Here is a 12,646-nt window from a genome sequence, read left to right on the forward strand (position 1 = left end):
AGGCCCGTGGCGGGCGCACCACGGGCCTCCCGTCCGTCTCGCCGGTCGCGTCACACCCGCCGGGCCGCGTCAGCCCGGCGTGCTCGCGTCAGTCCTGGTCGTCGACCGTGTACTCGTCGACCGGCGCGGGCGTGCCCGCGGCGAGCGCGTCGACGATCTTCGTGAGCGAGTCGGCGAGGACGGCGTTGTCCGCGTCGGGGAGTTGCTCGAGCACCTCGACGACGGCCGCGTGGAAGCGCGCGTACGAGGCGTCGATCTTCTCGGCGGCCTTGTCGGTCGGGGCGAGCACCTGCGCACGACGGTCCGTGGGGTGCGCCGTGCGCGACAGCAGCCCCTTCTGCACGAGCCCGTCGACGATCTTGGTGACCGAGGCGTTCGAGACGGCGAGCATGATGGCGAGGTCCTTCGGGCCCATCGCCCGGCCGTCCCGGTGCGCCTGGAGCATGTACCGGACGGCGAGGAACTCGTTCTTCGACAGGCCGCTCTCGATGCGGGCGGACTCGATCTGCTGGTCCTCGGCGTGCTGCAGACGGAGCAGCGCGTCGACGGCGGTCTTCGCGACCCGGGACTCGGGCTCGCGGGCGTAGAGGTGGACGTGCTCTCGACGGACGACGGTCAACGGCATGGGGTCATGCGCTCCTTGCTAAACGGCAGGTGTGGTGAAGAAGTCCGCGTAGGACGGCTCGGAACGACCGGCGAGCAGCGAGGGGTCCTGGATGCGACGCTCGACGTACGCGTCGATGATCGCCGGGTCGGTGAGACCGACGCGCGTGTGGCTGCCACCGATCCGTGCCGTCCGAGGCATCCCGGAGTACGTGCTGTGCATGTCCTGTCCCGCCCTTCTTGCTTGCCGTGTGTCCCCTGCGGACGCCTGAACTCTTTCACGAAGTGAACGGTCAGTTCAACGAACCATTGGCGCTGTGTACGTTTTGCGCGCCGAACGGTTCGGGACCGTCGGTCAGGGTCGTCAGGAGCTGCAGGAGTGCCGCCCGTCGCGGCTCGTCGAGCGGTGCGAACAGGCCGTCGAGCACCCCCTCGGCGATGCGGTGTCCCTCCTCGAGCACCCGCCGACCGTCCTCGGTGACGGTGTGCTCGATCCGGCGGCCCCGGCCGGCGGTCCGGGTGATGAGCCCACGGCCGAGCATGCGGTTCGCGAGGGTGCCGAACGCCTGGTCGCTCTGGAACGTCGCGACGGCGAGGTCGTGCCCGGATGCGCGGGGCATCCGGTCGATCGCGCGCAGGGCGTCCCACTGCACGAGCGTCACGCCGAGGTCGCGCAGGGCGGCGTCCATCGTGCGGTGGTTGCGGTACTGCGCCCGCTTGACGGCGTGGCCCAGGGCTTCGAGGTCGGTCGGCATGGTGCTACGGTATCAACACTCGTACATAAACATGTTGATACGGAGCATTCATGACCGACACCCGCACCCGCACCGCGCTCGTCCTGCACGGTGGCGGTGGCCCCAGGACCGTCGCACCGATCGTCGCGCACCTCGCGCCCGCCTTCCACGTCGTCGCCCCCACGCACCCCGGGTGGGACGGCACCCCGCGCCCGGACGGGATCGACTCCGTCCCGGCCCTGGCGGCCGCGTACCTCGAGCAGCTCCTCGCCGCCGGGGAGCAGGACGTCATGCTCGTGGGGTCGTCGATCGGCGGCTGGATCGCCCTCGAGATGGCCGTGCAGGCAGCTGCCGACGACCGGTTCGCCGGGGTCGTCGGTGCCGTCGTCGACATCGACGGCGTGGGTGCGGTGGTCGAGGGCGAACCGATCGCCGACTTCTTCGCCCTCGATGCCCGCGGGCTGGCCGAGGTCGCCTGGCACGATCCCGAGCGGGGGTACCAGGACCCGGCGTCGGTCACCGAGGAACAACAGGCGGTGCAGCGGTCGAACGGGCAGACCATGGCGGTCGTCGCCGGCCGGTCGATGAGCGACCCGACCCTGCTCCGGCGGCTCGGGGCCGTACGGGTGCCGACGCTCGTGGTCTTCGGTGCGAGCGACGCGGTCGTGACCCCGGCGTACGGTCGCGCGGTGGCGGCGGCCGTGCCGGGTGCGGTGTTCGCCGAGGTCCCGGCGGCCGGGCACCTGCCCCATCTCGAGGCCCCCGGGGCGACGTGGGCGGTCATCGACCCGTTCCTGGCGCCCCTGCTCGGCTGAGTTCTCGGCGTCCTCTGAGCGATCTTTTGGCACTCACCAGGGTCGAGTGCTAAAACGGTGGCAGTTGAGTCGAGGGGACTCAACGAGAACCACGAAGGAGTTGATTTCGATGACGATGAACTTCGACCCGTTCCGCGAGCTCGACCGCCTCGCGGGTTCGCTCCTCGGCACCGCCGGCGGCCCGCGCTCGATGCCGATGGACCTGTACCGCACCGGGGACCACTACGTCCTCGACGTCGACCTGCCCGGCATCGACCCGGGCTCCGTCGACATCGACGTGGACGGCTCCGTCCTGACCATCCGCGCCGAGCGCACCCTGGGCGCGCCCGAGGGCTCGCAGTGGCTCACGCGTGAGCGCCAGCCCGGCACGTTCGTCCGGCAGCTGACGCTCGGCGACGGCCTGGACGCCGAGCGCATCACCGCCGGGTACGACAACGGCGTGCTGAGCGTCACGATCCCCGTCAAGGAGTCCGCGAAGCCGCGCAAGATCGCCGTCACCGTCGGTGGCGCGTCCGAGCAGCTCGCGGTCGGTTCCGGCGCCGCCGCCGAGTGAGGAGCTGAGCGATGACGTCCGTCCTGCTGAACGCTGTGGTCGCGGTCCTCGTCGTCACCGCGGCGCTCGCGCTGACGAGCCTGGACCGGCGCACCGCCGTGCTCCTCGGGGCCACCGGCAGCCTGACCGGCACGTTCCTGACCTGGGTCGCCGCGCCCCGGCTCTTCGAGCAGTCGCTCCTGGCCCCGTGGGTCGCGGCGGTCCTCGGCACGGCCCTGCTGATCGCGGGGTGGAGCGCGGTCCGCTCCTACTCGGGCATCTTCGAGGCACCACGCGACGAAGAACCCGAGACGGGGGCACTGATGACCGTGGGCGGGTCCGCCCCCTCGGTGCGGTGACCATGTGACGGACAGGAGGCCCGGTGCACGTCGTGCGCCGGGCCTCCTGTCGTTCCGTCGGTCGCGTGGGCGACCGTCGGGACTACTCCTTGTTCAGCTTGTCCTGCACCAGGCCGGCCGTCTTCTCGACGACGTTCGGCAGCTCGGTGGTGCCGTAGAGCCGGACGTCGGGGTGCGTGGGCGGGGGCATCGGGACCGAGGTCGTCGGGCCGTCGTGGTACGAGTACTCGCCCTTGCCGTCGAACGAGGGGCCGCTCGCCCACGGGCCGTTCTTCGCCTCGGCACCGTCGGAGAAGTTGAGGTACTGGTAGTTGACCTCCTGGTTCTCCTTCGACTGCGGGAAGTTGCTCGGCACGGGGAAGCCCTCGACGCCCTTCTCGCGCAGTTCGGCCGCGGCGGTCGCCCACATGTTCTGGTGCATGGTGTCGCGGGCGATGAGGAAGGACAGCAGGTCCCGCACGCCGTGGTCGTCGGTCATGTGGTAGAGCCGGGCGGCCTGCACACGACCCTGCATCTCGGCGTTCTCGTTCGCCGTGAAGTCGGCCAGCAGGTTGCCGCTGGCGGTGATGTACGAGCCCTGCCAGGGGTTGCCGTTGCTGTCCACCGGACGGGCGCCCGCACCGGCGACGATCGCGTGCTGGACGTCCGTGCCGCCGACGATCGCGGCGACCGTCGGGTCGTCCTGCAGCGCGTCCTCGGTGATCCCGAGCGGGGACTTCTCGAGCAGCTGCGCGATCATCGTCGCGAGCATCTCGACGTGGCCCATCTCCTCGGCGCCGATGCCGAACACCATGTCGCGGTACTTGCCGGGGATGTGCATGTTCCACGCCTGGAACTGGTACTGCAGCGCGACGGAGATCTCTCCGTACTGGCCACCGAGCACCTCCTGCAGCTTGCGGGCGTAGATCGCGTCGGGCTTGTCGGGCGTTGCCTTGAACTGGAGTTCCTGCTTGTGGAAGTACAAATCGTGCTCCTTCGTGTCGATCGAGCGATTGCACCGCCGATGGTTCGCCGGGGGCACTGAGCGGCCGTCCAAGGTGGCCGGATCACGCAGAGGGTGTCCCGGATGCGCCGGTCCCACGGCTCCGGGTCCACCGCCGGCTTCACCCGGCAGGACGAGGCCCTTCGGTCGACCGCCCGATGCCCTCGGCCGTCCGGTTGCGCAGGCTGGGAACATGCAGACCTCGACCAAGCACACGATCGCCACCCTGCTGCTCTGCGCGGCGATCGTGGTCGCCACCGTCATCGCACTCATGGCCATGACCCCGCCCGCGTGACGCCGGTGCGGCATGGGAGGATCGCTCTCGTGACCGAACGGGGCAGGTTCCTCCGGCCGCTCGCCACCCGGTCGATCGTCATCGACGTGGCCTGGGCGGTCCTGGCGGCGTTCGTCTTCCTGCTGCCCATCGACCTCGAGCTCGAGCACGCGAGCCTCGCCGCGGTGCTGTCGGCCTCGGTGGCGATCGCCCTGCGTCGCGTCTCCCCGTCCGCCGCGATGGCGATGGTCGTCGTCCTCGGGGTGATCCAGGTCGGCGGCGGCGAGCGCCCGTCGCTGGTGGACCTCGCGCTGTTCGTCGTGATCGGCACCGCCGCCGTCGTGGGCACCCGCACCGAGGTCGTCGTCTCCGGCGTGCTCGCGGTCGTCGCCGGAGCGGGTGCGACGGTCTACCTGGCGTCGACGGGCTTCCGGTTCCTCGTGCTCATCAACGGCCCGCGCGACCAGGCCTTCCTGGCGATGGCCGCCCCGGTGACCGCGCTGCTCGGGGTCTGGGCGGGCGGGGTCGCCGTCCGGGCCTTCCGCTCCCGCGACCGCGAGTCGGAGCGCCGTGCCGACGCCGAGGCCGCAGCATCACGTGCCGAGGCCGTCGCCACCGAGGCCGAGGCCACCGCCACCCGCGCCATCGACGTCGCCGAGTCCGAACGCATCCGCGCCGACATCGCCCGCGACGTGCACGATGTCGTCGGCCACTCGCTCGCGGTCATCATCGCGCAGGCGGACTCGGTGCCGTTCCTCGACGACGAGGCGCGCATCCGAGCGGTCAGCGCCACCATCGCGAGCACCGCCCGGAGCTCCCTGGTCGAGGTCCGACAGGTCCTCGGGCACATCGACGGCTCTGCCGAGGCGACCGGCCCGGGCTCACTCGAGGAGATCGTGCAGGGCATCCGCGACGCCGGGGTCGACGTCGACCGCACGGTGCGCGGGGTCCCGCTGGCCCTGCGCCCGGACACCGGCACCGCCGCCCGCCGTGTGCTGCAGGAGATGCTCACGAACGCCCTGCGCCACGGTGCCCCCGGCAACCCGGTCGTCGTGCGGGAGACCTGGCGGAACGCCGACCTGGTGCTCGAGGTCGAGAACGTCGCCGGCGACGGCAGCACCGCGGGCTCGGGCCGCGGGATCGACGGCATGGACTCGCGCCTCGGCGCCCTCGGTGGGTCGTTCGACGCCGCCGTGCTGGACGACGTGTTCACGGCACGCGCCCGCATCCCGTTCGACGTCCAAGGGGGACCCGTCCGATGACCGAACCGATCAGGATCCTGCTCACCGACGACCAGGCGCTGTTCCGCGCCGGACTCCGGGTGGTGCTGGACGCCCAGGACGACATGCGCGTGGTCGGTGAGGCCTCCGACGGCGCCGAAGCGCTCGCACTCATCCCCGAGGTGCGCCCCGACGTGGTGCTGCTCGACATGCGGATGGCCGGCATGGACGGCGTGGAGACCGTCCGGCAGCTCCACTCCGGCGCCGTCCCGGGCCCGCTGCCCCGCGTCGTCGTGCTCACCACCTTCGGGCTCGACCCGGCGGCGGCGACCGCGATCCGGCTCGGCGCCAGCGGGTTCCTGCTCAAGGACACCACGCCGCCGTTCCTGTTCGCCGCGGTGCGGGCCGTGCACGAGGGCAGCTCGGTCATCGCACCGAACGACCTCGCGCAGCTGTTCGGCACCGACGTCGCGCGGGCCCCGGCACCGCAGCCGCCCGAGTTCGCGACCCTGACCGAGCGGGAGCGCGTCGTGTTCGGGTGGGCGTCCCGCGGCCTGTCGAACGCCGAGATCGCCACCAAGGAGTACGTCACCGAGTCGACGGTGAAGACCCAGATCTCGAGCATCCTCGGCAAGTTGTCGCTGCGGGACCGGGTGCAGCTCGTCGTCTACGCACACGACCACGGGCTGGCGGGCACCCGCGAGGACTAGTCCGCGGCGATCCGGTCGAGCCACTCCGCGAGCATCGTCCGCTCGGCTGCCGACAGTCGATCGAGCCGGGACGCTGCGGCACGGAGTGTGATCGCGGCGCTCGTCACGGCGTCACGCCCCCGGCCCTGACCACCCGGGGCCGCGCCGCCGTCGTCCGTCGTCGCCCCGCTCGGCACGAGGATCCTCCCGAGCACGGCCTCCAGGACGTCATCGGCGAGTGACGGGTCCCGCTCGTCCGCCGGAGCGGCCAGGATCGCGAGCACCGCACCGGTACCGGCCGCGTGCACGAGCTCGACCGCGCGGCGCTCCGGCACGGCCAGTCGTCCGGCCTCGGCCACCCGCCGGATGCGTTCGGCGAGCAGCGCGGTGCCGGCGCGGGCGGCTGCCGACCGACGACCGCGCTCCGGGTCGCTCAACAGCACGAACAGGTCGGGGTTCGCCAGCCCGAAGCCGATCGTCATCGACCACCCGGTGCGCAGGTCCTCGACGGGGTCGGTCGCCTCGTCACGAGCAGCTCGGACGGCGTCGGCCTTCATCGCCGAGAACGTCGCCATCGCGTGCTCGGCGACCGCTTCGAGCAGGCCGTCCTTGTCACCGAACAGCCGGTAGATGGTCGGTGCCTGGACGCCTGCGCCGTCCGCGACCGCCCGCGTGGTCACCGCCGCGGCACCGCGTTCGCGCAGCATGGAGCCGGCGACCTCGACGATGCGCGAACGCGTCTCGTCACGCTGACTTCCCTGCTCGACCACGGAACAACGATAACGGATGTGTGCTATCACTGTGTTACCAGCGATACCAACACGCTGTTTCCACCGATACGGAGAAGTCATGATCGTCATCACCGGGGCCACCGGAGCCCTCAACGGCGCCACCGCCGACCACCTGCTCGAGCACCTCGCGCCGTCCGACCTGGCGGTGGTGGCCCGCGACCCCGCCCGCGCCCAGCGGTTCGCCGACCGTGGCGTCGAGGTCCGCCGAGGCGACTACGCCGAGCCGGAGACCCTGCCGGCGGCCTTCGCGGGCGCCGACCAGCTCCTGCTCGTCTCGTCGAGCGACCCGGCCGCCGACGCCGTCGCGCTGCACCGTGCCGCCGTCGACGCAGCCGTGGACGCCGGCGTCGGCCGGGTCCTGTACACGAGCCACCAGGGCGCCGCGCACGGTTCGCCCTTCGTACCGGCAGCGCACCACGCCGCCACCGAGGACCTGCTCCGCGACTCGGGGCTGCCGTGGACGAGCCTTCGGAACGGCTTCTACGCGCACAGCGCCGCCTGGATGACGGGCCCGTGGCAGGAGACCGGCACGGTGTCCGTCCCCGTCGACGGCCCGGTGTCGTGGACCGCCCGCGAGGACGCCGCCGAGGCAGCCGCCGCGATCCTGCTCGCCGACCAGCCGTTCGACGGGCCGGTGACGCTCACCGCTCCGGACGCGCCGACCTTCGCCGACCTGGCTCGGCAGGCGTCCGAGGTGTCCGGTCGGACGATCGGGTTCGAGGCCCTGGGCGAGGACGAGTGGCGTGCCCGTGCGCTGGCCGCGGGACAGGACCCGCACATGGTCGGGTTCCTGCTCGGCATGTACCAGGCCGCCGAGCGGGGCCTGTTCGCCGGCACCGATCCGCTGCTCGGCGAGCTGCTCGGTCGCGCCCCGCGCCCGGTCCGCGACCAGCTCAGCTGAGCGACGCGACCTCGTCGAGGATCGCCCGGATCGCGGCGGGGTCGTGGGCGAACCGTCCGAGGAACAGCCCGCCGATCCGGCCCTGCCCCCGGGTGAGCAGGCCCGGTCCGGCACTGCCCCCGTAGAGGACGGTGCTGCCGTGCAGCTCGGGCCGGGTGGCGAGGTGCTGCTCGATCCCGTCGAGCACCGCGACGATGTGGTCGTCCGGTGCGGGTGCCGGTGCGCCGATCGCCCACACCGGTTCGTAGGCGACGGTCAGGGGTTGGGCGAGACCGTCCGCGACGGCGGTCGAGACGGCCCGGTCGAGCTGCGCGGTCACCGCCGCCACGGCCTGCGTCGGATCGGAGGCCCGGTCCGGCTCCCCGACGCAGACCAGCGGACGCAGGTGGTTGCGGTAGGCCGCGTGCACCTTCCCCGCGATCGTCGCGTCGTCCTCGTGGAACAGCGAGCGCCGTTCGGCGTGCCCGATCTCGACCAGGTCGACACCGATCTCCCGCAGTTCGGCGCCGGAGACTTCTCCGGTGAACGCGCCCGCATCGGCCCACGACAGGTCCTGCGCGGCGAGCTGCACACCGGTGCCGGCGAGCAGGTCACGCACCGGGACGAGCGCCGGGAACGTCGGCGCCACGAAGAGCGACGCAGCACCCGAGCACACCGCGGGGTGTCGCCGGGCGATGTCCGCGACCTCAGCCGCCCACGACAGCGTCCGGGCGTGCGAGAAGTACGTCTTCAGCGACACCCCGACGGTGATCACGGGGCGACCGTCTCCACGACGAGGGCGAAGGACAGCGCGCCGGGGTCCGCGGTGCCGACGGCCTGGTCGGCGTGCGTTCGCGCCCGGCCCATCTTCGGCACGAGGGACTCCGTCGCGTCCGCTGCCTGACGGGCGGCACGGACGGCGTCGCCCCAGGCCTCGGCGAGCGCCGCCCCGGCGTCGAGCCGGGTGCGGAGCACCTCGTCGAACGGAACCAGGGCGTCCACCATCGTCTTGTCACCGACGGTGGCACCGAACGCGAGCACGGCCTCGGTGGCCGCGCGGACCCCCTGCGCGACGGTGGCACCGGACGGACGCGAGTCGTCCCCGACCACGCGACCCAGTGCCTCCAGGGCGGCGCCCCAGATCGCACCGGACGTGCCGCCGGCCTTGTCGGACCAGGCGTCCGCGGCGACCAGCAGGACGGTGCCGGCACCGGCACCGCGGGTGACCGCGTCGGCAGCTGCGGCGTCGGCGGCGTGCGATCCACGCTGCATCCCGATGCCGTGGTCGCCGTCGCCGGCCACGGCGTCGATGCGGCCGAGTTCGTCGGCGTGCTCGTCGAGGACGGCGCGGACCGCGGCGAACCCGGCGGCGACCTGCTCGGCGACCGCGCGGGACTCGTCGGTCGCCGGGCCGATGCCGACGCCCTCGGCGTCCGCCACCACGGTGGACGGGTCGACGCGCTGTCCGGCGACCGCACCGCCCTTGCGGTAGGCGGGGGTGTCCGCGGGTGCTGCCCAGAGTTCCTCGAGCTCGTCGTCGAGCCAGAACAGCGTCAGGGAGACCCCGGCCATGTCGAAGCTCGTGACGAGTTCGCCGACCTCGGGCTCCACGATGACGACGCCGGCGTCCGTCAGGCGCCGCTGCACCGAGCGGTAGACGACGAAGAGCTCCTCGTACTTGACCGAGCCCAGACCGTTCAGGATCGGCACCACCCGCTGGTTCTCGAGCGTCACGCCGTCGGGCAGTTCGTCGAGCAGCCGGGACACCAGCAGCTCGGCCAGCCCGTCCGCGGTGGGGACGTCCGTCTCGTCGATGCCCCGCTCGCCGTGGATGCCCATGCCGACCGCCATCCGCCCCTCGGGCACCGTGAACAGGGGTTCCTCGGCACCCGGCAGCGAGCACCCGGAGAACGCGACGCCGAAGCTGCGCGTCCGGTCGTTCGCCCGCTCGGCGACGGCGGTGACCGTGTCGAGGTCGTCCCCGCGCTCGGCGGCGGCGCCGGCGATCTTGAACACGCAGAGGTCACCCGCGATGCCGCGGCGCTTCGCGCGGTCGTCGGCCGGGGCGCTCGTCACGTCGTCGGTGACGCGGACCGTCCGGACCGGGATGCCGTCGGCCTCGAGCGTGCGCGCCGCGGCGTCGAAGTTCAGGACGTCACCGGCGTAGTTGCCGTAGCTGAGCAGCACACCGCCACCGTGCTCCGCGGCCTTCGCGACACCGGTGACCTGCTGGGCGCTGGGGCTGGCGAACAGGTTGCCCATCGCGGCACCGGCGGCCAGTCCGTGTCCGACCAGTCCGCCGAACGCGGGGTAGTGGCCCGAGCCCCCGCCGATCACGACCGCGACCGTGCCGTCGGGGCTCGTGGTGGAACGGGCGACCCCGCCGTGCACCCTGCGCACCCACCGCTCGTTCGCGGCGACGAAGCCGTCGGTCGCCTCGTCGGCGAAGTCCGCCGGGTCGTTGAACAGTCTGGTCATCGCTTGCTGCCCTTCGGGTCGGTGGTGCGGACGTGCGAGGTGTCGAGCAGTTCGTCGGCCTTGGCCCCGCGGAAGAACTTGGTGCAGAAGATCATCACCGCGGCGACGAACGCCAGGACGCCGAGCGAGACGATGCCGAACGCACCGCTGTCGGTCGGCACCACCTCGTTGATCGCGGTGCGCATGATCGGGGCGACGAACCCGCCCAGGTTGCCGAGCGAGTTGATCAGGCCGATGCCCGCGGCGGCTGCGGCACCGGTCAGGAACGCCGTCGGGTACGCCCAGGTGATCGGGCCGACGGCCAGGAAGCTCGCGACGGCCAGGGTGATGAACAGGATGCCGAGCACGGGCTGCCCGTTCGCACCCGCCCACGCCGAACCGAGGATCGACAGGCCGGTCGTGACGTAGAACAGGGTGCCCCAGCGACGTCGACGTCCGACGGAGTCCGCCCGTGACCCGATCAGGTAGCAGGCGACGAGCCCGACGAGCCACGGGATCGCCGACACCAGACCGACCTGCCAGCCGACGTCCTGCCCGAGCAGCGAGGACACCTGCTGCGGCAGGTAGAACGTCGTGCCGTACACGGCGACCTGCAGGCAGAAGTAGATGATCGTGAAGTACCAGACGCGCCCGCTCGCCATCGCGCGCCAGATGCCCTTCGGGCCGTCCTCGCTGCGGGCGGTGTCCTCGCGCTCCATGGCCGCGGTGAGCGATGCCTTCTCACCCGGTTCGAGCCACTTCGCCTGCTGCGGACTGTTCGTCAGGAACACCAGGGCCGCGATGCCCGCCAGCACCGCGAGGATGCCCTCGCCGGCGAACATGACCTGCCAGCCGTGGAACGGCGTCACCTGGTCGCCGATGCTGATGAGCCCGCCGGACAGCGGGGCACCGATCATCTGCGAGAACGGCTGCGCCAGGTAGAAGATCGCGAACATGCGCACGCGTACCTTGTTCGGGAACCACTCGGACAGGTACATGATCACGCCCGGGAACAACCCGGCCTCGGTCACGCCGAGGATGAACCGCAGGATGATGAACATCGTGTCGTTCGTCGTGAAGGCGAACAGTGCGGCGACGATGCCCCACGTGACGGCGATGCGGGCGAGCCAGAAGCGCGCACCGAACCGCTTGAGCAGCAGGTTCGACGGGATCTCGAAGATCGCGTAGCCGATGAAGAAGATGCCGGCGCCCAGGGCGAAGGCGGCGTCGGAGATGCCGCGGTCGACGCGCAGGGCCTCTTCGGCGAAGCCGACGTTCGTGCGGTCGAGGAACGCGACGAAGTACAGGATGACGAGCATCGGCATGAGGTGCTTCGTCGCCTTGCCGATGGCGGACTGCAGGCCGGGGTCGTTCGTCGACCCGAGCGCGGGGGCAGGGGGTAGTGACACGGGTTCGCTCCTTTGCGAGCACGGTGCGGTCGTTCGTGGCGTCCGGCGGTCGGTTGGGTCGTCCGGACGGGAGGCACGGATCGCGTCGCACGGTCGGCGCGCGTTCCGTGGGCGGCTGGCCCTAGTGCATGTACAGGCCGCCGTCGACGTTGAGTGTCTGGCCCGTGACGAACCCGGCGTCCTCGCTGATCAGGTACGCGACGGCCGCGGCGATGTCCCGCGGCGTGCCGATGCGCGGCAGCACGCCGTCGGCGGCCATCTCGGCCTTCCGTTCCTCGGACAGGGTGCCGCCCATGATGTCGGTGTCGATCGGGCCGGGGGCGATCGCGTTGACCGTGACGCCGCGCGGGCCGAGCTCGCGCGCCAGGCCACGGGTCAGCCCGATCACGCCGGCCTTCGCCACCGTGTACGGGGTCTTGCTGAAGGTGCCGCCGCCGCGCTGGGCGGAGACCGACGACAGGTTCACGATGCGCCCGTAGCCGGATCGCACCATCGACTCCGCCGCCCGCAGGCTGGCGAAGTGCACGCCGTCGAGGTTGATCGACAGCACCCGGTGCCACTCTCCCTCGGGCAGGTCGAGGTAGGCGTGCGCGGACGAGACCCCGGCCAGGTTCACCAGTGCGGTGATCGGCCGGAGCTCGGCCTCGATCGTGTCGAAGGCGGCACGGACGGCGGACTCGTCGGCGACGTTCGCACCGACGCCGACGGCCCGCACGCCGTGCTGCTCGCGGATCTCGTCGGCGACCTGCTCGCTTGCCGTCTGGTCGAGGTCGATGATCCCGACGTCCCACCCGGCCTCGGCCAGGTGGTGGGCGGTGGCGCGGCCGATGCCCCGCGGTGAGGCGGCCCCGGTGAGGACGACGGTGCGGTCCTGGGGGCCCTGGGGGTTCTGTGTGCTCAT

At 71.9% G+C, this 12,646-nt stretch carries 15 protein-coding genes; 6 read left to right on the forward strand and 9 right to left on the reverse strand.

Features of this window, described 5'->3' with window-relative positions; translation table 11 throughout:
* Positions 1 to 88 precede the first annotated feature (88 nt).
* The 3 genes from DEJ35_RS12195 to DEJ35_RS12205 all read right to left on the reverse strand — a co-directional run bounded on the left by DEJ35_RS12195 (position 89) and on the right by DEJ35_RS12205 (position 1,358).
* Positions 89 to 625: a MarR family winged helix-turn-helix transcriptional regulator gene (locus DEJ35_RS12195; RefSeq protein ID WP_111192815.1), complete on the reverse strand. Its 537-nt coding sequence runs from the start codon at positions 623 to 625 to the stop codon at positions 89 to 91.
* Positions 626 to 643: 18 nt separating this feature from the next.
* Complete coding sequence (locus DEJ35_RS12200) at positions 644 to 826, reverse strand: hypothetical protein (RefSeq protein ID WP_071404431.1); 183 nt, start codon at positions 824 to 826, stop codon at positions 644 to 646.
* Positions 827 to 896: 70 nt separating this feature from the next.
* Positions 897 to 1,358: a MarR family winged helix-turn-helix transcriptional regulator gene (locus DEJ35_RS12205; protein WP_110861980.1), complete on the reverse strand. Its 462-nt coding sequence runs from the start codon at positions 1,356 to 1,358 to the stop codon at positions 897 to 899.
* 50 nt (positions 1,359 to 1,408) lie between these two features.
* On the opposite strand from DEJ35_RS12205, the gene DEJ35_RS12210 reads away from it, so the two are divergent.
* From DEJ35_RS12210 to DEJ35_RS12220, 3 genes are all read left to right on the forward strand, one after another.
* Positions 1,409 to 2,152 (forward strand): alpha/beta fold hydrolase, encoded by a 744-nt coding sequence (locus DEJ35_RS12210; protein ID WP_111192816.1) that lies wholly within the window; start codon positions 1,409 to 1,411, stop codon positions 2,150 to 2,152.
* Between the two features lie 109 nt (positions 2,153 to 2,261).
* Positions 2,262 to 2,705 carry an Hsp20/alpha crystallin family protein gene (locus DEJ35_RS12215; protein WP_111192817.1) on the forward strand — a complete coding sequence of 148 codons (444 nt, stop codon included), beginning with the start codon at positions 2,262 to 2,264 and terminating at the stop codon, positions 2,703 to 2,705.
* Between the two features lie 11 nt (positions 2,706 to 2,716).
* Positions 2,717 to 3,043 (forward strand): hypothetical protein, encoded by a 327-nt coding sequence (locus DEJ35_RS12220; RefSeq protein ID WP_110861976.1) that lies wholly within the window; start codon positions 2,717 to 2,719, stop codon positions 3,041 to 3,043.
* An 82-nt stretch (positions 3,044 to 3,125) separates the two neighbouring features.
* Here the strand turns inward: DEJ35_RS12220 and DEJ35_RS12225 are convergent, their stop codons facing one another.
* A complete protein-coding gene (locus tag DEJ35_RS12225; RefSeq protein WP_071404423.1) occupies positions 3,126 to 4,007 on the reverse strand; it encodes a manganese catalase family protein in 882 nt (293 codons plus the stop codon).
* Positions 4,008 to 4,349: 342 nt separating this feature from the next.
* On the opposite strand from DEJ35_RS12225, the gene DEJ35_RS12230 reads away from it, so the two are divergent.
* Entirely contained in the window at positions 4,350 to 5,561 is a 1,212-nt protein-coding gene (locus DEJ35_RS12230) for a sensor histidine kinase (RefSeq protein WP_258369922.1), read from the forward strand.
* The gene (locus DEJ35_RS12235; protein WP_110861974.1) at positions 5,558 to 6,229 is read left to right on the forward strand and encodes a response regulator transcription factor; all 672 of its coding nucleotides are present in this window, start codon (positions 5,558 to 5,560) and stop codon (positions 6,227 to 6,229) included. Before DEJ35_RS12230 ends, DEJ35_RS12235 begins: the two co-directional genes overlap by 4 nt.
* Here DEJ35_RS12235 and DEJ35_RS12240 read toward each other — a convergent pair.
* Positions 6,226 to 6,978 (reverse strand): TetR/AcrR family transcriptional regulator, encoded by a 753-nt coding sequence (locus DEJ35_RS12240; RefSeq protein ID WP_258370330.1) that lies wholly within the window; start codon positions 6,976 to 6,978, stop codon positions 6,226 to 6,228. The genes DEJ35_RS12235 and DEJ35_RS12240 overlap by 4 nt on opposite strands.
* Positions 6,979 to 7,057: 79 nt before the next feature.
* Here DEJ35_RS12240 and DEJ35_RS12245 point away from each other — a divergent pair, with 79 nt between their 5' ends.
* The gene (locus tag DEJ35_RS12245) at positions 7,058 to 7,900 is read left to right on the forward strand and encodes an NAD(P)H-binding protein (RefSeq protein WP_110861969.1); all 843 of its coding nucleotides are present in this window, start codon (positions 7,058 to 7,060) and stop codon (positions 7,898 to 7,900) included.
* Here the strand turns inward: DEJ35_RS12245 and DEJ35_RS12250 are convergent.
* The 4 genes from DEJ35_RS12250 to DEJ35_RS12265 all read right to left on the reverse strand — a co-directional run bounded on the left by DEJ35_RS12250 (position 7,893) and on the right by DEJ35_RS12265 (position 12,646).
* Positions 7,893 to 8,654 carry a triose-phosphate isomerase family protein gene (locus tag DEJ35_RS12250; RefSeq protein ID WP_110861967.1) on the reverse strand — a complete coding sequence of 254 codons (762 nt, stop codon included), beginning with the start codon at positions 8,652 to 8,654 and terminating at the stop codon, positions 7,893 to 7,895. The two genes, DEJ35_RS12245 and DEJ35_RS12250, sit on opposite strands and share 8 nt — an antisense overlap.
* Positions 8,651 to 10,357: a dihydroxyacetone kinase family protein gene (locus DEJ35_RS12255; RefSeq protein ID WP_111192819.1), complete on the reverse strand. Its 1,707-nt coding sequence runs from the start codon at positions 10,355 to 10,357 to the stop codon at positions 8,651 to 8,653. The genes DEJ35_RS12250 and DEJ35_RS12255 overlap by 4 nt, the downstream gene beginning before the upstream one ends.
* Positions 10,354 to 11,745, reverse strand: a complete 1,392-nt coding sequence (locus DEJ35_RS12260; protein ID WP_110861963.1) for an MFS transporter — start codon at positions 11,743 to 11,745, stop codon at positions 10,354 to 10,356. Before DEJ35_RS12260 ends, DEJ35_RS12255 begins: the two co-directional genes overlap by 4 nt.
* A gap of 121 nt (positions 11,746 to 11,866) precedes the next feature.
* A complete protein-coding gene (locus tag DEJ35_RS12265; RefSeq protein WP_111192820.1) occupies positions 11,867 to 12,646 on the reverse strand; it encodes an SDR family NAD(P)-dependent oxidoreductase in 780 nt (259 codons plus the stop codon).

Origin of the sequence: Curtobacterium sp. MCPF17_051, assembly GCF_003234595.1 — a bacterium.
Taxonomy (GTDB): Bacteria; Actinomycetota; Actinomycetes; order Actinomycetales; family Microbacteriaceae; genus Curtobacterium; species Curtobacterium flaccumfaciens.